The sequence below is a fragment of the Arthrobacter sp. 05T423 genome (assembly GCF_056396245.1).
Genome location: NZ_JBFTLC010000020.1, coordinates 1 through 20,361, shown reverse-complemented (window position 1 = coordinate 20,361; position 20,361 = coordinate 1). Strand labels below are relative to the sequence as shown.

Below are 20,361 nucleotides of genomic sequence, written 5' to 3'. Positions count from 1 at the left end.
TGAGCGTTTGGGTTGGTGGCAGACTGGTTCGGTGACTTCGCACGAACCTACCAAGCCTTCCGCCTCCATTGTCGGCGCCCCGACCAGTACCCCTGTCGACGCGCCAAAAAGCGCAAATCCCGATCCGACGCTGACGTCCGTGGCTTCGGCGCGGATAGCTGTCGCGTCGCTGCTCGACGGCGGCGTCCGGTATGTCGTTGTTGCCCCCGGCTCGCGGTCCGCACCCATGGCCTACGCGCTGGCCGAGGCCTCGGCGGCCGGGAAAGTCGAGCTGCTGGTCCGGATTGACGAGCGCTCGGCCGGATTCACAGCCCTCGGCCTGGCCCTGGCCACGGGCGCACCGGTAGCCGTGCTGACGACGTCGGGGACCGCCGTCGGGAATCTCCTTCCGGCGGTGATGGAGGCCAACCACTCGGCCATCCCTCTGGTGGTGGTTTCCGCGGACCGGCCCGAGGAACTAAGGGGCACCGGCGCGAACCAGACCACAGTCCAGCTGGACCTGTTCGGGGAGCACGTCCGCTTCGCCGTGGACGTCCCGGCCGGCGAGAGCCCGCAGCGCGCGGTGGAAACATCGCTCGCCGCTGCGACCGGGGCCTTCGAGGACACACCGCCGGGACCCGTCCAGCTCAACCTTGCTTTCCGCGACCCCCTCGTGCCCGAAGCGGGGGAGCGGCTGCCTGAGCAGCGCGGCCACGGGGCCTTCCGGATCGGCACAGATCCGCTCACCATGACCCTCGACCCCGCCCCGGCCGACCTCCCGGAACGGCGCACCGTTGTCCTCGCCGGGCACGACGCCGGTCCGGTCGCCGAGGCCTTCGCCCGCGCCCAGGGACTGCCGCTGCTGGCGGAGCCCTCGTCGAACTCCCGCTTCGGCCCCAACGCCGTGGGGCCGTACCGCCTTCTGCTGGAGCACTTCGGCCCCGAATCGGCCCTGCCGATCGAGCGCGTCGTGGTGTTCGGGCGCCCCACGCTGTCCCGGCCGGTGTCGGCGCTGCTGGCCCGCACGGACATCCCCGCCGCCCTCTACCAGCCGGTGCCAGTGGCCTGGTATGAGCAGGGGCGGCGGCGGGAATCGCCGATTGCCAGCCTGGCCGAACTCGCAGAATTCGCCGGCCGGGGCTCGTCCGCGTGGCTCGACGCGTGGTTGCTCGCAGGCGCCGCCGCCCAGCAGGCCGTCGACGGCATACTTGCCACCGAAGAGGCAGCAACGGGTCCCGCCGTCGGCTCCCTCGTCTGGCAGCACGCCCGGGGCCAGCTGGTTCTCGGTTCGTCCAACGGGATCCGCGACGTGGACCTCGCCGGCCAGCCCGCACAAGAGCCGTCCGCCACGGTTTTCGCAAACCGGGGTCTTGCCGGCATCGACGGCACAATCTCCACCGCCACCGGCATCGCCCTCGGCGGCCACCAGGAAACCACTCTGCTGCTGGGCGACGTTACCTTCCTGCACGACGCCGGCGGCCTCCTCCTCGGCGCCGGCGAGGACCAGCCGCGGCTGCGCATCGTGGTGCTCAACGACGCCGGCGGCGCAATCTTCAGCCTCCTGGAACACGGGGCGGTGGCCGAGGCAGGCGGCTACGGGGACGCCGTCGAACGCCTTTTCGGCACCCCGCACTCAGTGGACATTGCCGCACTCGCCGCGGCGTACGGCGTCGGGCATTGCTCGGTGAGTACGACGGCGGGGCTCGCCGAGGCGCTTGCCGCACCGTTCACAGGACGCACCATCATTGAGGTGCGAACAGACCGGCACGGTCTCCGGACGCTCCACGGCAGGATCAAGGCCGCAGTGGGTGCGGCCGTGGCAGGAGTCCTCGACGGCTAAGACCACGGCGACGCGCAAAATACCTCACGCAGGCGGAAGTCCGTGCGCGGCGGTAAATGTGCGGGTCGCGGGATTATGATGCGGAAATGCCCCGTCACTACCGAAATTCCAGTAGCGCCGGGGCATTTGCGCGTCGCACGCGCAGAGAGTCAGGCTAGAGAACCCGGCTCAGGAACTCCTTGGTGCGGGCGTGCTGCGGGTTGGCGATGATCTCGCGGGGGTCACCGGTCTCCACCACCACGCCGCCGTCCATGAACGTGAGGCTGTCGCCCACTTCCCGGGCAAAACCGATTTCGTGGGTCACCACGATCATGGTCATGCCGGACTTGGCGAGGTCCTTCATGACGTTCAGGACATCACCCACGAGCTCGGGATCCAGGGCCGAGGTGGGCTCGTCGAAGAGCATCAGCTCCGGCTCCATGGCCAAGGCCCGGGCGATAGCCACCCGCTGCTGCTGACCGCCGGAAAGCTGCGACGGGTAGTGGTCCGCGCGGTCCGCCAGGCCCACCCGGTCCAACAGTTCCAGCGCCTTCTTCCGGGCAGCCTCACGCGGCTGGCGCTTCACCTGGACCGGGGCCTCCATGACGTTCAGAAGGGCGGTCTTGTGCGGGAAGAGATTGAACCGCTGGAAAACCATGCCGATCTCGCGCCGCTGCGCGGCGATCTCCTTGGTCTTGAGGTCGTGCAGCCGGCCGTTCACCTCGCGGTAGCCGATCAGCTGGCCGCCCACGGAAATCCGTCCGGCGCTGATGCTTTCCAGCAGGTTCACGCAGCGGAGCATGGTGGACTTGCCTGAACCGGACGGCCCGATAACAACGGCTACCTCGCCCTGGTTGACGGTCAGGTCGATGCCGCGCAGCACATGGTGATGCCCGTAGTACTTGTGCAGGCCCTCGATCCGGACCAGCGTCTTCTGAGCGGTGATCGTCATTTTGCGCTCTCCTCGGGGAAGTCCATCTTCAGTGCCGGTTCCGCATCCGCGCTCGGGACACCGGCTGCGGCGGCCCTCGCTGCCGCAGGATTTACGACGGCGGGTACCCTGTTGTCCACGCCCTTGCCGTAGTACGCCTCGATGTAGTGCTGGCCCACCATCAGCAGGCTGGTGATGACGAGATACCAGATGGCCGCGACGATCAGCAGCGGCACCGGAAGGTAGGTCCGGTTGGCCAGGTTGTTGGTTGCGAAGGTCAGGTCCAGCGTGAACGGAACTGCCAGGACCAGGGAAGTGGTCTTGAGCATGCCGATGGTTTCATTGCCTGTTGGGGGGACAATGATGCGCATGGCCTGGGGAAGGATGATCCGCCACATGATCTTGGTCTTGGCCATGCCCAGCGCCTCGGCGGCTTCCATCTGTCCGCGGTCCACGGACTTCAGGCCGGCGCGGAAGATCTCGGCAAGGTACGCCGACTCGTTCAGGCCAAGCCCCAGGATTGCAGCAACCAGAGCGGTGATGACCGTGCTGGTGTCCACGCTGAACAGCTCCGGACCGAACGGAACCCCGGCAGCGATCTTCGGGTAGAGGACCGATACCAGTCCCCAGAAGATCAACTGCGTGTACACCGGGGTGCCGCGGAAGAACCACACCCAAGCCCAGCTGGACCAGCGGAACACCGGGTTATCTGATTGGCGCATGAAGGCCAGGAGGATGGCGAGGACGATCGCGAGGACCATCGAGGCCACCGTCAGCAACAGCGTCCAGCCCACGCCCTGGACCACCTTGGTGTCCAGGATGTAGGTGGACACGATGTCCCACCGGAAGTTCGGGTTGGTCACCAGGCTCTGCACGAATACCGCCAGCGCGCCGAGGATGATCACGGCGCTGATCCAGCGGCCCGGGTGCCGGACCGGCACTGCGTTATTCAGGACCGGCGCGGTCGTGTGATGGTCGTCCATCTCTACACCTGATTTGTGGTCGGTGACGGTAGCGCTCAAGAGCCTGCCGCCGGGTTAACTTCGGATTTGGTGATGGCGCCATCGCCATTGCCCCAGCCGTCAAGGATCTTCTTGTATGAGCCGTCAGCCATGAGCTTGGTGAGGGTCTTCTGGACCAGGTCGGCCAGGGCCTTGTCCGACTTCGCCACCGCGATTCCCTGCGGGGCAGAGTCGTAGACGTCGCCGAGCTTCTCCAGCTGGCCGTTGGTCTGCGCCAGGGCGTAGCCGATGATAGGGGAGTCCGCTGCCATGGCGTCGATGCTGCCGTTGACCAGACGGGTGGTGACGTCGGTCTGGTTCTTCAGCGTGATGATGTTGATGGGCTGCTTGCCCTCTGACACGCACTTCTTGTTGCGTGCGGAAAGATCGGGATCTTCCTGCACCGTGCCGGTCTGGACACCGATGGACTTGCCGCAGACGTCGTCCAGCGAGAAGTTCTTCGGGTTGCCCTTCTTTACGGCCCAGGTGGTGCCGGCGTTGAAGTAGCTGACCATGTTGACGGCGCCGAGGCGTTCCTTGTTGATGGTGAAGGAGGAAATGCCGAGGTCATACTTCGGGCCGAGCGCGGGCAGGATGCCGGTGAATTCGGACGTCTGGACCTGTACCTTCAGGCCGAGGGTGGCGCCGATCGCCTTGGCGATGTCCACGTCGTAGCCGACGGGGGTCTGGCCGTCCGTCCCGATGAATTCGGCCGGCGCGTAGCTGGTGTCCGATCCGAAAGTAAGAGTGCCTTTGGACTTGATCGCGGCGGGTACCGCGGCTGCCAGCGCATCATCCTTCTGAATGGTCGTCGGGTCGAAGCTGGCCGCGGCGCTGCCTGACGGCGACGCCGCACCACCGGGGGCGGCGGTCTCCGAGGCGTTGGTGCAGGCTGAGAGCGCCAGGGCGCCAATGGCGAGAACCGTGGCTGCCTTGAGCTTCGAATTGCCCACGAGCGAACGGGAAATCTGCATATTCTTACCTTTTGTTGCGGGGGGATGCGGAACTAAAGCGGGTAATAGTGTATCGCCGAACTGGAGATGTGCGTCACAGGTAACTTAGTTTCACTATTGGATAACTGTTTAGTGCCAAAGCGCAAGGGCTCCAAGGGGGAGGCCGTCTGGGATGCCAGACAGTCTAGCCGGGTTGGATCAGCTGCTGATCCCCAGCGACTCGAGCATCGGCCGGAACTTGGCCCACGACTCCGCGAGCTCCGCCTCGGGCTGCGAACCCTCGACAATTCCGCAGCCGGCATATAGCCGAACAGTCGTTAGAGACTCGATGACGGCGCCGCGCAGCGCGATGCCCCACTCACCGTTGCCCGCGGCGTCCAGCCAGCCCACCGGACCGGCATACGGCCCCCTGTCCAGGTGTTCGAGTTGCCTGATCAGTGCCCCTGCCACCTGAGTGGGAGTCCCGCAAACAGCGGCGGTGGGGTGCAGCGCGTTGATCAGGGCGAGGCACGTGGGGACGTGGCCCTCCACCTCGGTGAGCTCGGCCTTGACGTCGGACGCGAGGTGCCACACGTTGGGCAGCTCCAGGATGAACGGCTCGTCATGGGCGTTCATGGCCTCGGAGAACGGCGCTAGCTGGGTGGTCAGCGACTGGATGGCGATCTCGTGCTCGTGCCGCTGTTTCTCCGAGCCGGCCAGGACCCGCTCGGCATACTCCAGCGGCAGCCCGGCCTCGCCCACGGCGTCCCGGCGGTCCAGCGTGCCGGCGAGAACCCGGGCCTGGGCGGTGCGGCCCTCCACCTGGATGAGCATCTCGGGCGTCGCACCCACCAGCCCGTCCACGCCATAGGTCCAGCACTCGCGGTACCGGCCGGCGAGCTGCCGCAGCACCTCGGCGGCGTTGACCCCCTCGGGAACCGTGGCCACCACGTCCCGCGCCAGGACCAGCTTCTCCAGTTTCCCTGTCCGGATCTCGGCGACGCCGGCGGTCACGGCATCCATCCAGTCCGCTTCGCTGAGGGATCCCGTCTCCAGTGTGGCCGGGTCCGGAGGCACGACGGCGGCAGCAGGGCGCGTCGTCGGCCCGCCGTCCGTAGGGGAACCGGCGGGGGCGGCCGGGCCCGACTCCAGCCACCCCTTCAGGGCAGCGAACGCACCCGCCTCGGTGAGCTCGCCGTCGTCGGCCGTTATCTGGGTGAGCCAGGCGCGGCCGTCCCGGACGCCCACCACGATCTCCGGCACGATCAGGCGGGATTCGTGGGCAGAGGCCTTGGAGAATGCGAAGGACCCGAACGCGACGGGGCCGGTGCCGGGGCACTCCACGTGGTCGGTGATGTCCGCTTCGATGACCAGGTGGCGCCACCAGATGTCCGCCTCAAGGAACCGCTCGGGGCCCGTGGCGGTGAAGCGCGCCGCCTCGCCGAAGCCCACCAGGCCGGCCTCGCGGCGGGTCCAGCAGAGCACGTCATCGCGGACCAGATACGACGGCAGCCCCTCGGGAGCCGATTCTCCATCCAAAGGGACTGTCAGGGTGCGGAGCGTGCTGGTCATGATGGGTCAACAGTACTCTCAGGTGCCTGAAGCTTCCTGTTCCTGCCGGTCGCCGCCAGCCGTGCACAGTAACTTGCGGTGATTTCGAGTAGATTGTCAGGGTGAACCGAGCATCCTTGGATAAGCGTCCGGACGAAGTAGCCACGATGTTTGACGACGTCGCACCCAAATACGACGTCGTCAACGATGTCCTCTCGATGGGGCAGACGCGCCGGTGGCGCAAGGTTGTGGTCGAAGCCATGGATGTCCTGGCCGGCCAGCGCGTCCTGGACCTGGCCGCGGGAACCGGAACCTCCAGCGAGCCATATGCCGATGCCGGCATAAACGTGGTGGCCTGCGATTTCTCCCTCGGCATGCTTAAGGTGGGCAAGCGCCGCCGCCCCGACATCGACTTCATCGCCGGTGACGCCACCAACCTGCCCTTCGCCGACAACACCTTCGACGCCAGCACAATCTCCTTCGGCCTGCGCAACGTCAATGAGCCCAAGAAGGCCCTGGCCGAGATGCTCCGGGTCACCAAGCCGGGCGGCAAGGTGGTTATCGCCGAGTTCTCCCAGCCGGTGGTTCCGCTGTGGCGCACCATGTACACCGAGTACCTCATGCGAGCACTCCCCGCCATCGCCACCAAGGTCTCCTCCAACCCGGATGCCTACGTCTACCTCGCCGAGTCCATCCGCGCCTGGCCGGACCAGGACCACCTCGCCGCGTGGCTGCAGGAATCCGGCTGGGAGGATGTCACCTACCGCAACCTGAGCGGCGGCATTGTGGCCGTTCACCGGGCCCACAAGCCGCTCACCGGCAACGGCTCGGCGGAGGCTATCGCCGCCCATACCGGCCCGGTGGCCAGGCTGCGCCGCAACCTCCCGCGGACCGCCCGCTGACACTGTGAAAGTACTGATTGTTGGCGCGGGTCCCGCCGGATCCACCGCCGCGTACTACCTCGCCAAGGCCGGCCTCGACGTCACGGTCCTGGAAAAGACCAGCTTCCCGCGCGAAAAAGTGTGCGGCGACGGACTCACCCCGCGGGCTGTCCGCGAAATCCAGAAGCTGGGCCTGCCGCATCCCGAGCAGGACGGCTGGCGCCGGAACAAGGGCCTGCGCCTGCTCGCTGGCGGCCGCAGCCTCGAACTGCCCTGGCCCGAGGTGTCCGACTTTCCGCAGTACGGACTGATCCGCACCCGCCTGGGTTTCGATGAGGAACTTGCCCGCCACGCGCAGTCTGCCGGCGCCACGGTCCTGGAACGGCACAGCGTGACCGAGGCGCTCCGCAACGGCGACGGCCGCGTGACCGGCGTGCGAGCAGCGCTCCTGGACGAGTCCGGACGGAAGACGGGGGAGACGCTCGACTTCAGTGCCGACGTCGTGCTTGCCGCTGACGGCAACTCCACCCGGACCGCTGTTTCCCTCGGCATCCAGAAGCGCGACGACCGGCCCCTGGGCGTCGCCGTCCGCACCTACTTCACCTCGCCGCGGCACGATGACGACTGGATGGAAGGCTGGCTGGAGCTCCCCGGACGCGACGGCAAGCTGCTTCCCGGCTACGGCTGGGTGTTCGGCGTCGGCGACGGCACGTCCAACGTGGGCCTCGGCATCCTCAACTCCTCCAAGGAATTCGGCAAGTTGGACTACAAGCAGGTGCTCCGCGAGTGGACCGCCGGCATGCCCGCCGAATGGGGCTTCACCCCCGAGAACCAGGTGGGGGAGATCCGCGGCGCCGCCCTGCCCATGGGCTTCAACCGCACCCCGCACTACTCGCCCGGCCTGCTGCTCCTCGGCGACGCCGGCGGCATGGTGTCCCCGTTCAACGGTGAGGGCATCTCCTATGCCATGGAATCCGCCCGCTTCGCGGCCGAATTCATCATCGACGCTGATTCCCGTTCAGCTTCGGGCGGCTGGAACACGTCCGACGCCGACGCCCGGCTGGCAGGGTACGCGGACTATGTGCGTGAACAGTGGGGTTCCCACTTCACGCTGGGGCGTGCCTTCGCAGCGCTGATTGGCAAGCCCGTCGTCATGAAGCTCGCACTGCGGACCGGGATGCCCATTCCTGTGCTGATGCGCTTCGTGGTCCGGCTGCTGGCCAACCTGACCGACCCGTCGGCCAAGGGCTTCGAGGACCGCGTCATCCGCGTGCTCGAACTGCTGGTCCCGGCCACCTCCAATACTTCCGCCCTCGCCCCCTCCGGCCCCAAATCAGCGGTTTCCGCAACAAATAGTTAGGGTTAACCCGTGACCAACTCCGCGAACCACAGCTGGACGCACGCCGGGCACGGCCTGCCGGACTCCGAACCCAGCCTCAACACCACCGCCATCGCCACCGGACTGCAACTGCCGGCGGGCTTCGCGGCCATCGCGGAAGACCCCGACCTGGGTCCTGCCATCACCACCAACCTGGCCCGGGTGGAGAAGAAGCTCCGCGAAGCGATCGCAAACTCCGACCCCCTGGCTGACGCAACGTCACGGCACCTCGTGGAGGCCGGCGGCAAGCGCATCCGCCCCCTGCTGACCCTGCTCTGCGCCCACCTCGGCGACGCCTCCCTGCCCGCCGTGGTGCAGGCCGCCGTCGTTGTTGAACTGACGCACCTGGCCACCCTGTACCACGATGACGTCATGGACTCCGCGCCCTTCCGCCGCGGCGCACCCACGGCCCACGAGGTCTGGGGCAACTCCGTGGCCGTCCTCACCGGCGACCTCATCTTCGCCCGCGCTTCCATCCTCGTGTCCGAGCTGGGCTCCCGCGCTCTGGGCATCCAGGCCCGCACCTTCGAACGGCTGTGCCTGGGCCAGCTGCACGAAACCGTGGGGCCGCGCCCGGACGAGGACCCGGTGGAGCACTACCTGTCCGTGATCGCGGACAAGACCGGTTCGCTGGTGGCGGCTTCCGGCCAGTTCGGCGCCATCTTCTCCGGCGCCGACGAAGCCTACGAAAACGTCCTGGTGGAGTACGGCGAGAAGGTGGGCGTCGCCTTCCAGCTCGCCGACGACGTCATTGACGTCACGGGCGTCAAGGTCAAGTCCGGCAAGTCCCCGGGTACAGACCTGCGCGAAGGTGTTCCTACCCTGCCCGTGCTGCTGCTCCGCAACGCTGCAGCAGCGGGCGACCAGTCCGCCGTCGAACTTCTCAAGCTGATTGACGGCGACCTCTCCTCGGATGAGGCCCTCGCCAAAGCGGTGGCCGGGCTGCGCGCGCACCCCGTCACCGCGGAATCCTGGGTGGTGGCCCGCGCCTGGGCGGCCGACGCCATCGCCGCCCTGGCCCCGCTGCCCGAAGGCGTTGTGAAGGCCTCGCTGTCCAGCTTTGCGCACGCAGTGGTGGATCGCGCCAGCTAGTTCCTTGGCCGCTGGTTTTGCCTGCCAGGGCCCGGCACCGTTGAGGTGCTGGGCCCTGGCAGGCTTAACCGCTTTGCGGGGGACAGGTTTAAACGGAACGGCCCCGGGTCCTTGCAGCGTCACGAGTCAAACGCTGCGCGGAACCGGGGCCGTCTCTCCGTTCGCATCAAATCCACCGGAGGCATTCAGTGGATCCGAGAAACACTCTATGACAGGTTTGTCATATCTTCCAAATCTGTTGTTAATTCGCGTGTCACGCAGCTCTGCTGCCGCCGTTCTGACCCTGTTTGGTCACCCCCGCCGAAAGACACGCCGTCGTCGGGGCGCGTCCTGAGGAATCGGCCGCGAAACCGGGTCACGACGGACCGTGTCTGTTTTGTGCACATAGGCAAACCCGAGGCTCCCTAACAGCCCTGGGCGCGCGGACCTTAGAGTGATGGACCTTGAGAAATATCTTGTACACCGCGGGGGAGCGGCCAAACGGGCCGATCTGCTGCGCGCCGGGTTCCGCCGTCCCGCCCTTGAGGCTGCGGTGGATGCCGGCCGCCTGTACCGGCCGCTGCGGGGGGTCTACGCACTGCACACCGCGGACGACGGCGTCCTGGCCGCCTTTAGGGCGAACGGCCGGCTCACGTGCGTGTCGGCGGCCCGCTTCTACAGTCTGTGGGCCCTTCATCCCCGACGGGAAGTGCACCTGAGTTGCGGCAATGGGGTGCCGAAGGTCGGCGTGATTGACCACGCTCCATGTCTGCATGCATCCGCAGCGGGCTATCCAGTGGCGGGCTTGGCCGACGTGCTCCTGCACGCATTAAAGTGCCTACCGGAGCTTGAAGCGCTCTCGCTGGTACAGTCAGCCACCGGTCGGGGCCAGATATCCGCAGACTTCCTGAGGGGCAAACTCATCGGGAACAGGAATGGCCGCGCCCGCGCGGTGCTGGGTCTGCTGATACCGCGGGCTGATTCTGTGCTGGAGGTCCTGGCCCACACCCACTTTGTCCGGGCCGGACTCACTGTCCGCATGCATGTTCCCCTGCCTGGTGTGGGCGAGGTTGACTGTCTGGTTGAGGAATGCCTCGTGGTGGAGTTGGACAGGTCCACGCACTTTGAACCCCGGCAGGTCAAGAAAGATCAGCGGAGAAACAACGCCGGCATGCGCGGGGGGTTTCTTACGCTGCCCTATTACTACGACGACGTGGTCCATAACCCCGAGGCCATGGTAGAAGACGTCCTGGCTGTGCTCCGTCTGCGAACACTTGGCAGGTTTGCCCCTGAGTGATGCCGTCGTGACCTACTTTGCGGCCGCGGTACCGCGACACGCCGGGGAAAGCGGCGAATCGCGGTACGTCGGCGGGCAAACAAGGTCAGGACGGGCAGCGCAGGAAAAACTAGTCCTCGTCGTTGAAGGCCCAGTCGAACATGTCGAAGACGAACTCCGAGAAGGTGCCTTCTTCGCTCTTCCACTGGCCGCGGGCGTTGTTCCGTCGGTACACGATGGGGTCCGGGACGCCGAGGTCGCCCACCCGGAAGCCCCAGGTGAAGTTCTCTTCCTCGTCCTCGAGGAACATGAGGAAGCCTTCGTCGTCCACTTCGAGTTCCTCGGGGTCCCAGAAGTAGTGGTAGGCCTCCATGAGGTCCTCGCAACCGCCCAGCGCCAGGTAGAATTCGCGCAGCACCAGGGGGATGGTGAATTGGTGATCGGAGAGCTCTGCGTCCAGCTCCTCGGCGGGCAGCCCGTCCTCTTCCTGCCATTCGTCTTCGAGATACTTCGGAACAAGCGCACGGAACTTCTCGAGGAACATGTCAGTCATGGCTCTTATCCTAGCTAATCCCGGCCCCTCGAATTCCCGGGTTCCAGGCCCAGCCGGTGCCATCCGCGGACAGCCAGCGGAATGCGCCACGACCGGCGCCAGGCCACCACGCGGAACGCGAACACCAGGGCCGCCACGGCGCATGCGGAGATGGCGTTGAACGCACCCAGCAACCACAAGGTTGTGGTGAGCGCGGCGCCCAAGAAGGCAGGCAGCGCGTAGAGATCCCGGGCATCGAACAGCTGGGGCACCTCGTTGGCGGTGATGTCGCGCAGCAGCCCTCCGCCCACGGCCGTCGTGACCCCGAGCAGGACGGCGGCCACGGGGTTCATCCCGAGAGACAGCGCCTTGAGCGTACCTGTGATGCAAAACAGGGCAAGGCCGGCGGCATCGAAAAGGATGAGCAGCGAGGTGAAACGCTGCACGCTGGAGAACAGGAAGTACACCAGCACCGTGGCCAGCAGTGGCGGCACCAGGTAGGCCGGGTTGCTGAACGCGGCGGGCGGGCCGGAATTAAGGATGATGTCGCGGATCACGCCGCCTCCAAGCGAGACCAGGGAGGCGAGCAGGAGGGACCCGACGACGTCGAACTGCTTCCGTGCGGCGAGCAGCGATCCGGACACCGCGAAAAAGAAGATGCCGGCCAGGTCGAGCCATGCCAGGGCGATGTCAAAGGAGAATGTCATGGGGCGTCCCGGCAAATTTCAGGGGGCGGACAGTGCAGCTCCAACGTTACGCTAGCCCCTATGAATAGCCCGATCCTGATCGCCTGTGCCCATGGGACCTCCAACGCGCAGGGAGCCGCCGAGGTTAACGCCCTCCGTGACGCCATCGCCGCGCTGCGTCCGGGGCTCGACGTCCGCGAAGCATATGTGGACGTCCAGCAGCCCGATCTGGTGGACGTGGTGGCCGGGCTTTCGGAGGAATCCGCCGCCGGGGGCTCGGCACCCGTCTCCGGCGGCTCAGCACCTCAAGCCGGCGGGGAGGAATCCGCCGCCGGGGCGTCCGCCGTCGTGGTCCCTTTGCTGCTGAGCGTTGGCTACCACGTGAAGGTGGACATCGCGAAGGCCGTTAGGAGCCGGCCCGGCACGGCGGCCGCGGCGCCGCTGGGACCCGACCCCCGACTCGCCGCCCTGCTGGACCAGCGGCTGATGGAGGCCGGGGTTACCGACAACGACGCGATCGTCCTCGCCGCCGCCGGCTCGTCCAATCCGAACGCCGCGGTCAGCGTCGAGGAACTGGCCGGCCAGTTGGGGGCACTGCGCTCCAACCGGATCGTTCCCGCCTATGGCGCCTCGGCCAAGCCGTCGGTGCCGGAAGCGGTGGCCATGCTCCGCGAGGAGGCCGCGGGCGGCGCCGGGGCGGGGGAGTCGGCCGGGGGAGTGAGCGTCGGCGGCCGCGTGGTGGTGGCCTCCTATCTCCTGGCGCCGGGCTTCTTCCACGACCAGCTTGGCAAGGCCGGGGCGGACCTGGTGACCGAGCCGCTGCTGCCCTCACCGGTAGTCGCTGAGATCGCACTGGAACGGTACGACGCAGCCCTCGCGGCCCTCGCCGTCAAGTCCTGAACGAGTCCCGGAAAACGCCCGGAACCGTAGCCTCCCGAAGCACAGCGGGCGGCGCCGTTCAAGGCCTCCCGGCGAGTCATGACGAAATGTTTCCTTAGGTGACTTAGCATTTCCGGGCCTTTGTGACGTGTTTCGGGGCGGCCCTACAGTCGATGCATGACTGATACAGCTCTAGCCGGAGCGGCCACGGACAAGCCCGCGCGCCCGGCCCGTGCCTCCCGCCCCGCCGCCAAGCCCCACGGCCAGTGGAAGGTGGACGGAACCACGCCGCTTAATGCCAACGAAACCTGGAAGCAGGAAGACGACGGCCTCAACGTCCGCGAGCGTATCGAGTCCATCTACGCCAAGGAAGGCTTCGACGCCATCCCCGGCCAGGACCTGCACGGCCGCTTCCGCTGGTGGGGCCTGTACACCCAGCGCAAGCCCGGGATCGACGGCGGCAAGACCGCCACGCTCGAGCCGCACGAGCTTGAGGACAAGTACTTCATGCTCCGCGTCCGCATCGACGGCGGTGCGCTGACCACCGAGCAGCTGCGCGTCATCGGCCAGATCTCCGTTGACTTCGCGCGTGATTCCGCGGACCTCACGGACCGCCAGAACATCCAGCTGCACTGGATCCGCGTGGAGGACATCCCCGAGATCTGGCGCCGGCTCGAGAGCAACGGCCTGTCCACCACCGAGGCCTGCGGCGACGTTCCCCGCGTCATCCTCGGCTCGCCCGTGGCCGGCATTGCCAAGGACGAGATCATCGACCCTACCCCGCTCATCGAAGAGCTGGGCGAGCGGTTTATCGGCAACCCGCTGCTGTCCAACCTGCCGCGCAAGTACAAGACCGCCATCACCGGCCACCCCAGCCAGGATGTGGTGCACGAGATCAATGACTTCGCGCTGGTTGGCGTCAAGCACCCCGAACTTGGCATCGGCTACGACCTCTGGGCCGGCGGCGCGCTGTCCACCAACCCGATGCTCGGCAAGCGCCTCGGCGCCTTCGTCACGCCGGAGCAGGCCGCGGATGTGTGGCTCGGCGTCACCAGCATCTTCCGCGACTACGGCTACCGCCGCATGCGCACCAAGGCGCGCCTGAAGTTCCTCATGGCCGACTGGGGTCCGGAGAAGTTCCGCCAGATCCTCGAGGACGAATACCTCGGCTACAAGCTGGCCGACGGCCCCGCCGCCCCCAAGCCGTCCACCCCGGGCGACCACGTGGGCGTGCACGAGCAGAAGGACGGCAAGTTCTTCATCGGTGCCACCCCGATTGCCGGCCGGCTCTCCGGCGCGCAGCTGGTGAAGCTCGCCGACACCCTCGAGGCCCGTGGCTCATACCGCCTGCGTACCACGCCGCACCAGAAGATCGTGGTGCTGGATGTTCCCAAGGACGAGGTGGAGCCGCTCGTGGCCGAACTCGACGCCCTGGGCCTGTCCGCCCGCCCGTCCGTGTTCCGCCGAGGCACCATCGCCTGCACCGGCATCGAGTACTGCAAGCTGGCCATCGTGGAAACCAAGGTCACCGCTGCCACGGCTATTGCCGAGCTGGAACGCCGCCTCGCCGACCTCGCGGACAGCGGCCAGCTCCCGCAGGCCCTGTCCCTGCACATCAATGGTTGCCCCAACTCCTGCGCCCGCATCCAGACCGCGGACATCGGACTCAAGGGCATGATGCTTCCCACGCCCGACGGCGACCCCACCCCGGGTTTCCAGGTCCACCTGGGCGGCGGGCTGGCTTCCGTTGAACGCGACGAAGCCGGCCTGGGACGAACCGTCCGCGGCCTGAAGGTTTACGTCGCCGACCTGCCCGACTACGTCGAACGGGTTGTCCGCAAGTTCGTCGCCGACCGTGCCGAGGGCCAGACCTTCGCCGAGTGGGCCCACGCAGCAGACGAGGAGGCACTCCAGTGACTACCGCACTCCGCTCGCACGAGGAGCTGAGGGCCTTGGCCGAGGCCGGCGCCGCCGAGCTCGGCTGGGACGCCCCTGCCCGCGACGTCATCGCCTGGGTCGAGCGCAACTTCGACATGCCCGCCGTCGCCGTCGCCTGCTCCATGGCCGACGCCGTCCTGCCGGCGCTGGTCGCCGACCAGCTTCCCGGTGTCGACGTCCTGTTCCTGGAGACCGGCTACCACTTCCCGGAAACCTACGCCACGCGTGACGAGGTGGCCGCGAACCTGCGCGTCAACGTGGTGGACGTCCTCCCGGAGAACACCGTGGAGCAGCAGGACCGGCTGCTCGGCAAGGACCTCTTCGCCCGCGACGCCGCCCAGTGCTGCGCCCTGCGCAAGGTGGCTCCGCTGCGCCGCACCCTGGCCGGCTACGAACTGTGGTTCACCGGCGTGCGCCGCGACGAAGCGCCCACCCGCACCAACACCCCGCTGATCACTTGGGACGAAGCCAACGGCCTGGTCAAGGTCAACCCGGTGGCGGCCTGGAGCTTCGACCAGCTCGTCCAGTACTCCGACGACAACCTCCTTCCCGTCAACCCGCTGCTTTCACAGGGCTACCCGTCCATTGGCTGCCAGCCCTGCACACGCAAGGTAGCGCCCGGCGATGACCCCCGCGCCGGCCGCTGGGCAGGATCCGACAAGACAGAATGCGGACTACACGTATGAGCACTTTCCTAACTGAGGAGACCACCCTGGTGACCGACGCAGCTGCATCAACGCGCCTCTCCAGCCTGGACACCCTCGAATCCGAAGCGATCCACATCATCCGCGAGGTTGTGGCCGAGTTCGAGAAGCCGGCACTGCTGTTCTCCGGCGGCAAGGACTCCGTGGTCATGCTGCACCTGGCCACCAAGGCGTTCTGGCCGGGCAAGGTTCCCTTCCCCGTGCTGCACGTGGACACCGGCCACAACTTCCCCGAGGTCATCGAGTTCCGCGACCGGACGGTGGAACGGCTGGGACTGAAGCTCGTCGTCGGCTCCGTGCAGGAGTTCATCGACCGCGGCGAGCTGGCCGAGCGTGCCGACGGCACCCGCAACCCGCTGCAGACCGTCCCGCTGCTGGACGCCATCCAGTCGAACAAGTTCGACGCCGTCTTCGGCGGCGGCCGCCGCGATGAGGACAAGGCCCGCGCCAAGGAGCGCATCCTGAGCCTGCGCGACGAGTTCGGCCAGTGGGACCCGCGCAACCAGCGCCCCGAGCTGTGGAACCTGTACAACGGCCGCCACACCGTGGGCCAGCACGTCCGTGCGTTCCCCATCAGCAACTGGACCGAGCTGGACGTGTGGCGCTACATCGAGCGCGAAAACATCGAACTTCCGGGCCTGTACTACGCCCACGACCGCGAGGTCTTTGCCCGCGACGGCATGTGGCGTGCGGTGGGCGAGGTGTCCCAGCCGCTGCCGCACGAGGAAGTCATCACCAAGACCGTCCGCTACCGTACGGTCGGTGACATGTCCTGCACCGGCGCCGTTGAGTCGGCTGCCGCTACAGTGCGCGACGTCGTGATCGAAGTTGCCGCCTCCACCATCACCGAACGTGGCGCCACCCGTGCGGATGACCGCATCTCCGAGGCTGCCATGGAAGACCGCAAGAAGGACGGCTACTTCTAATGACTACCGACATTGACACCGCCCGCGCCGCGGCGCTCCTGGACGAAGCCCCGCTCGCTTCCGCCTCGCTGTTCCGCTTCGCCACCGCCGGATCGGTCGACGACGGGAAGTCCACTTTGGTGGGGCGCCTCCTGCACGACTCCAAGGCGATCCTGGCCGACCAGCTCGACGCCGTTGCCCGCACCTCGGCCGACCGCGGCTTCGGCGGCGCGGCCGGCGGCATCGACCTCGCCCTGCTGACCGACGGCCTGCGTGCCGAGCGCGAGCAGGGCATCACCATCGACGTCGCCTACCGCTACTTCGCCACGGACCGCCGCAGCTTCATCCTGGCGGACTGCCCCGGGCACGTGCAGTACACCAAGAACACGGTGACCGGCGCGTCCACCGCGGATGCCGTCGTCGTCCTCATTGACGCCCGCAAGGGTGTCCTGGAGCAGACCCGCCGGCACCTGTCCGTGCTGCAGCTGCTGCGCGTGGCACACGTGATCGTGGCCGTGAACAAGATCGACCTGGTGGACTTCAGCGAGACCGTGTTCCGCGAGATCGAGGCCGACGTGCAGCGCGTGGGCCGCGAACTGGGCCTCGGCTCCGATGGCATCGCCGACCTGCTGGTGGTTCCGGTTTCCGCGCTCGACGGCGACAACGTGGTGGAGCGCTCGGAGCGCACCCCCTGGTACACCGGCCCGGCGCTGCTCGAGGTGCTCGAGACGCTGCCCGCCGCCGATGAGCTCGAAAGCCACCTGGAGAGCTTCCGCTTCCCGGTGCAGCTGGTGATACGGCCTCAGGGCGCGCTGGCACCGGACGCCATTGCCGGCGGGCTCGACGTCGAGGAATACCGCGACTACCGCGCCTACGCCGGGCAGATCACCGAGGGCTCGGTGAAGGTGGGCGACCAGGTCAGCGTGCTGACCCCCGGCCAGGACCCGCGCACCACCACGGTGACGGGCATTGACTTCGCCGGAACCTCGCTGGAGGAAGCCGTCGCGCCGCAGTCCGTGGCGATCCGCTTGGCCGACGAGTTCGACGTCGCCCGCGGTGACACGATCGCCGCCGCCGGCACCGTCCGCGAGAGCTCGGCCGACCTGTACGCGCAGCTGTGCTGGCTGTCCCCGAAGCCGCTCCGCGAGGGCGCCAAGGTCCTGGTCAAGCACGGCACCCGCACCGTTCAGGCGCTGGTCCGCAGCGTCAACGGCAAGCTGGACCTGGCCACCTTCAACCTCGAGGGTGCCTCCAGCCTGGAGCTCAACGACATCGGCCACGCGCAGCTCCGGCTCGCGGCGCCGCTGCCGCTCGAGAACTACCTGCACCACCGCCGCACGGGCGCGTTCCTGGTGATCGACCCGCTCGACGGCAACACCCTCGCCGCCGGCCTGGTCAAGGACCACCCGGGCGACCACGAGGACGAGCGCTACAGCATCTGATTCCGCCGAATTCGCCGGAAGAGCACGGGGCCGCCGTATCCGTACGGCGGCCTCGCTGCGTTCCGGCGAGCCCGCGTTATGTGCCGGACGTTAGACGCCGGCTTCGAGGACCGACTTGAGCTTTTGCAGGTCCTTGCGCGTTGCTCTGCGGATCATTGGCGCCATGAACAGCCCCGCGAGCTGCGAGAAGCCCGATGGCTTGCCCCTGTTGCCAAGCGTCATCCTCGTCCCCCCGCTGACCTCTGACCAGGTGTAGGTCGTCTGCATGGGAAAGGGACCCTGGGCGGTGCGCATCACAAGCTTCTCGCCCGGGACGTGCTCGATGAATTCGTAGGTGTAGTTCAGGTCCCGGCCCAGGAACTTGGCAGTGAAGGCAACCTTGGATCCGACGTCGATCGGTCCGGTCGTCAGCCGCCGTGAAGAGTGGATGTTGTCGTACCACTGCGGGGCGTTGTCGGGGTTAGAGGCGTACTCTGCCACGACATCCCGCGGCCGCCGGATAACGACCTCTGTCTGAACGTCCACCATGTTGCGTCTCCTTCTTAAGAGGCCGAGGGTTAGCCTAGAAATTACGTTAGTCCTCGTTCAGTCGCAGGAGGGTACGTGGAATCCATCACCAGCCGGCTCATCAACTGGGCCTCGATCCTGGACGACAAGACCCGGGAGCAGGCCCTGACAACCTCACGCCTGCCCTTCATCTACCCGCACCTGGCACTGATGCCGGACGCGCATCTGGGCAAGGGCGCAACGGTGGGATCCGTCATTCCGACGCTGGGCGCCATCATTCCGGCCGCCGTCGGGGTGGACATCGGCTGCGGCATGATTGCGGTCCGGACCCAGTACGCCCTCAAGGAACTGCCCCGGGACCGGAAGCCGCTGCGTGAGAACATCGAGCGGGCCATCCCGTTGTCCGCGGGCCACAACAACCGCAAGGTGACGGCCACCGCTGAGCCGCGCATCGCCGAACTGCACAGGCGGGCCGAGAAGGCCGGGTTCAACCCTGCACAGTACGTGGCGAAATGGGACCTGCAACTCGGCTCGCTCGGCTCCGGCAACCACTTCATCGAGGTGTGCGCGGATGAGACCGACGCCGTCTGGCTGTTCCTGCATTCGGGCTCACGCGGCGTCGGCAACAAGATCGCCCAGCACCACATCAAGGTGGCGCAGGGAATCGCACGGGACAAGCACGTCACCCTGGAGGACCCGGACCTCGCGTATCTGGAAGAGGGCACTCCGGCGTTCACCCGGTACATCAAGGAGTTGCGCTGGGCACAGCACTTCGCCCTGCTGAACCGCGAGGAGATGATGGACCGCCTGATCCGGCAGTTCGGCGACTGGGTCGGCGGACCCGTCACGGGGACCGAAAGGATCAACTGCCACCACAACTTCACGCAGCAGGAGACGCACTACGGAAAGTCGGTCTGGGTGTCGCGCAAGGGCGCCATCAGGGCGGAAACCGGCGACCTCGGCCTGATCCCCGGGTCCATGGGGACGGCGTCCTACGTCGTTGAGGGGCTCGGCAACGCCGCCTCATTGAACTCGTCGCCGCACGGTGCCGGCAGGGAGTATTCGCGTACCGCGGCGCGCAAGACGTTCTCGCTTGCCCAGCTGAAGGAGGCCATGCACGGCATCGAGTTCCGGGCCACCGAGGCCTTCATCGATGAGATCCCGGCGGCCTACAAGCCCATCGACCAGGTCATGCGCGATGCCTCCGACCTCGTGAAGGTACGGCACAAGCTGCGTCAGCTCGTTAATGTCAAGGGGGATTAGCCCCTGAAATGTTAAGGGCGCACGGGCGGGCCGATTTTGTGGCTGAATGTGACGTTGCATGAACCTGCATGACCCCGGGTTTCCGCTCCGTTGAACCCTGTTTGGGCCAGTCCCTATGGTGAATCCATGAGTACTTCCAGGCCGGGCATGACCCGCATTGTGGCCGGCGAAAGCCAGACGCCCAAGCGCCGCCGTGCCCTGGAAGCGGCGCTGGCTCTTGGACTCGTCCTGCTGATCAGCGTGGGCGCAGTTGTTGCGTCGGCTGTGGCCCGGGATTCCAATGCCTCGGCAGCCCCTGACGCAGCGGGCACCCCTGCAGCGGAGCTGAAGCTGGGTTACTTCGGGAACATCACCCACGCCTCGGCGCTGGTCGGAGTGAGACAGGGTTTCATCGCGAAGGAGCTGGGCGGCACCAAGCTGTCCACGCAGGTGTTCAACGCCGGCCCGGCCGCGATCGAGGCGCTGAACGCCGGTGCGATCGATGCCACGTACATCGGCCCGAACCCGGCCATCAACTCGTTTGTCAAGAGCAAGGGCGAGTCCATCAGGGTCATCGCGGGGGCGGCCTCCGGCGGCGCGCAGCTGGTGGTGAAGCCGGAAATCAAGACGGCGGCGGACCTGAAGGGCAAGACCCTGGCCTCCCCGCAGTTGGGCGGCACGCAGGACGTGGCGCTGCGCGCGTGGCT

The 20,361-nt window shown here is 67.0% G+C and carries 19 protein-coding genes; 12 read left to right on the top strand and 7 right to left on the bottom strand.

Annotated features, from left to right (window positions below):
• Nucleotides 1-31: 31 nt before the first annotated feature.
• Entirely contained in the window at nucleotides 32-1,819 is a 1,788-nt protein-coding gene (menD, locus tag AC1DFE_RS14980; RefSeq protein ID WP_476906667.1) for a 2-succinyl-5-enolpyruvyl-6-hydroxy-3-cyclohexene-1-carboxylic-acid synthase, read from the top strand.
• A gap of 154 nt (nucleotides 1,820-1,973) precedes the next feature.
• On the opposite strand, the gene AC1DFE_RS14975 is transcribed toward menD, so the two are convergent.
• The 4 genes from AC1DFE_RS14975 to AC1DFE_RS14960 all read right to left on the bottom strand — a co-directional run bounded on the left by AC1DFE_RS14975 (nucleotide 1,974) and on the right by AC1DFE_RS14960 (nucleotide 6,234).
• A complete protein-coding gene (locus AC1DFE_RS14975; protein ID WP_476906666.1) occupies nucleotides 1,974-2,750 on the bottom strand; it encodes an amino acid ABC transporter ATP-binding protein in 777 nt (258 codons plus the stop codon).
• Nucleotides 2,747-3,712 (bottom strand): amino acid ABC transporter permease, encoded by a 966-nt coding sequence (locus AC1DFE_RS14970; RefSeq protein WP_476906665.1) that lies wholly within the window; start codon nucleotides 3,710-3,712, stop codon nucleotides 2,747-2,749. The genes AC1DFE_RS14975 and AC1DFE_RS14970 overlap by 4 nt, the downstream gene beginning before the upstream one ends.
• A 35-nt stretch (nucleotides 3,713-3,747) precedes the next feature.
• Nucleotides 3,748-4,704 carry an ABC transporter substrate-binding protein gene (locus AC1DFE_RS14965; protein ID WP_476906664.1) on the bottom strand — a complete coding sequence of 319 codons (957 nt, stop codon included), beginning with the start codon at nucleotides 4,702-4,704 and terminating at the stop codon, nucleotides 3,748-3,750.
• 177 nt (nucleotides 4,705-4,881) lie between these two features.
• The gene (locus tag AC1DFE_RS14960; RefSeq protein ID WP_476906663.1) at nucleotides 4,882-6,234 is read right to left on the bottom strand and encodes an isochorismate synthase; all 1,353 of its coding nucleotides are present in this window, start codon (nucleotides 6,232-6,234) and stop codon (nucleotides 4,882-4,884) included.
• A gap of 101 nt (nucleotides 6,235-6,335) precedes the next feature.
• Here AC1DFE_RS14960 and AC1DFE_RS14955 point away from each other — a divergent pair, with 101 nt between their 5' ends.
• From AC1DFE_RS14955 to AC1DFE_RS14940, 4 genes are all read left to right on the top strand, one after another.
• Nucleotides 6,336-7,115, top strand: coding sequence for a demethylmenaquinone methyltransferase (locus tag AC1DFE_RS14955; protein ID WP_476906662.1), 780 nt, complete (start codon nucleotides 6,336-6,338; stop codon nucleotides 7,113-7,115).
• 4 nt (nucleotides 7,116-7,119) lie between these two features.
• On the top strand, nucleotides 7,120-8,454 hold the full coding sequence (locus AC1DFE_RS14950) for a geranylgeranyl reductase family protein (protein WP_476906661.1): 1,335 nt from the start codon (nucleotides 7,120-7,122) through the stop codon (nucleotides 8,452-8,454).
• Nucleotides 8,455-8,463: 9 nt separating this feature from the next.
• Nucleotides 8,464-9,564, top strand: coding sequence for a polyprenyl synthetase family protein (locus tag AC1DFE_RS14945; RefSeq protein WP_476906660.1), 1,101 nt, complete (start codon nucleotides 8,464-8,466; stop codon nucleotides 9,562-9,564).
• Nucleotides 9,565-10,000: 436 nt separating this feature from the next.
• Entirely contained in the window at nucleotides 10,001-10,840 is an 840-nt protein-coding gene (locus AC1DFE_RS14940) for a DUF559 domain-containing protein (protein WP_476906659.1), read from the top strand.
• Between the two features lie 109 nt (nucleotides 10,841-10,949).
• Here the strand turns inward: AC1DFE_RS14940 and AC1DFE_RS14935 are convergent, their stop codons facing one another.
• Entirely contained in the window at nucleotides 10,950-11,372 is a 423-nt protein-coding gene (locus AC1DFE_RS14935; RefSeq protein WP_476906658.1) for a hypothetical protein, read from the bottom strand.
• Between the two features lie 14 nt (nucleotides 11,373-11,386).
• Nucleotides 11,387-12,058 carry a trimeric intracellular cation channel family protein gene (locus tag AC1DFE_RS14930; protein ID WP_476906657.1) on the bottom strand — a complete coding sequence of 224 codons (672 nt, stop codon included), beginning with the start codon at nucleotides 12,056-12,058 and terminating at the stop codon, nucleotides 11,387-11,389.
• Nucleotides 12,059-12,118: 60 nt separating this feature from the next.
• Between AC1DFE_RS14930 and AC1DFE_RS14925 the strand changes: the two genes are divergently transcribed.
• From AC1DFE_RS14925 to AC1DFE_RS14905, 5 genes are all read left to right on the top strand, one after another.
• Complete coding sequence (locus AC1DFE_RS14925) at nucleotides 12,119-12,937, top strand: sirohydrochlorin chelatase (RefSeq protein ID WP_476906656.1); 819 nt, start codon at nucleotides 12,119-12,121, stop codon at nucleotides 12,935-12,937.
• 156 nt (nucleotides 12,938-13,093) lie between these two features.
• On the top strand, nucleotides 13,094-14,833 hold the full coding sequence (locus AC1DFE_RS14920; protein ID WP_476906655.1) for a nitrite/sulfite reductase: 1,740 nt from the start codon (nucleotides 13,094-13,096) through the stop codon (nucleotides 14,831-14,833).
• Nucleotides 14,797-15,540, top strand: a complete 744-nt coding sequence (locus AC1DFE_RS14915; protein WP_476906654.1) for a phosphoadenylyl-sulfate reductase — start codon at nucleotides 14,797-14,799, stop codon at nucleotides 15,538-15,540. Before AC1DFE_RS14920 ends, AC1DFE_RS14915 begins: the two co-directional genes overlap by 37 nt.
• Entirely contained in the window at nucleotides 15,537-16,484 is a 948-nt protein-coding gene (gene cysD / locus AC1DFE_RS14910; protein ID WP_476906653.1) for a sulfate adenylyltransferase subunit CysD, read from the top strand. The genes AC1DFE_RS14915 and cysD overlap by 4 nt, the downstream gene beginning before the upstream one ends.
• Nucleotides 16,484-17,905 (top strand): sulfate adenylyltransferase subunit 1, encoded by a 1,422-nt coding sequence (locus AC1DFE_RS14905; protein ID WP_476906652.1) that lies wholly within the window; start codon nucleotides 16,484-16,486, stop codon nucleotides 17,903-17,905. The genes cysD and AC1DFE_RS14905 overlap by 1 nt, the downstream gene beginning before the upstream one ends.
• A gap of 90 nt (nucleotides 17,906-17,995) precedes the next feature.
• On the opposite strand, the gene AC1DFE_RS14900 is transcribed toward AC1DFE_RS14905, so the two are convergent.
• Nucleotides 17,996-18,433 carry an SRPBCC family protein gene (locus tag AC1DFE_RS14900; RefSeq protein ID WP_476906651.1) on the bottom strand — a complete coding sequence of 146 codons (438 nt, stop codon included), beginning with the start codon at nucleotides 18,431-18,433 and terminating at the stop codon, nucleotides 17,996-17,998.
• A gap of 75 nt (nucleotides 18,434-18,508) precedes the next feature.
• Between AC1DFE_RS14900 and AC1DFE_RS14895 the strand changes: the two genes are divergently transcribed.
• Both AC1DFE_RS14895 and AC1DFE_RS14890 read left to right on the top strand, forming a co-directional pair.
• Nucleotides 18,509-19,675: an RtcB family protein gene (locus tag AC1DFE_RS14895; RefSeq protein WP_476906650.1), complete on the top strand. Its 1,167-nt coding sequence runs from the start codon at nucleotides 18,509-18,511 to the stop codon at nucleotides 19,673-19,675.
• 147 nt (nucleotides 19,676-19,822) lie between these two features.
• On the top strand, nucleotides 19,823-20,361 hold a 539-nt coding region (locus AC1DFE_RS14890), incomplete at its 3' end, for an ABC transporter substrate-binding protein (protein ID WP_476906722.1).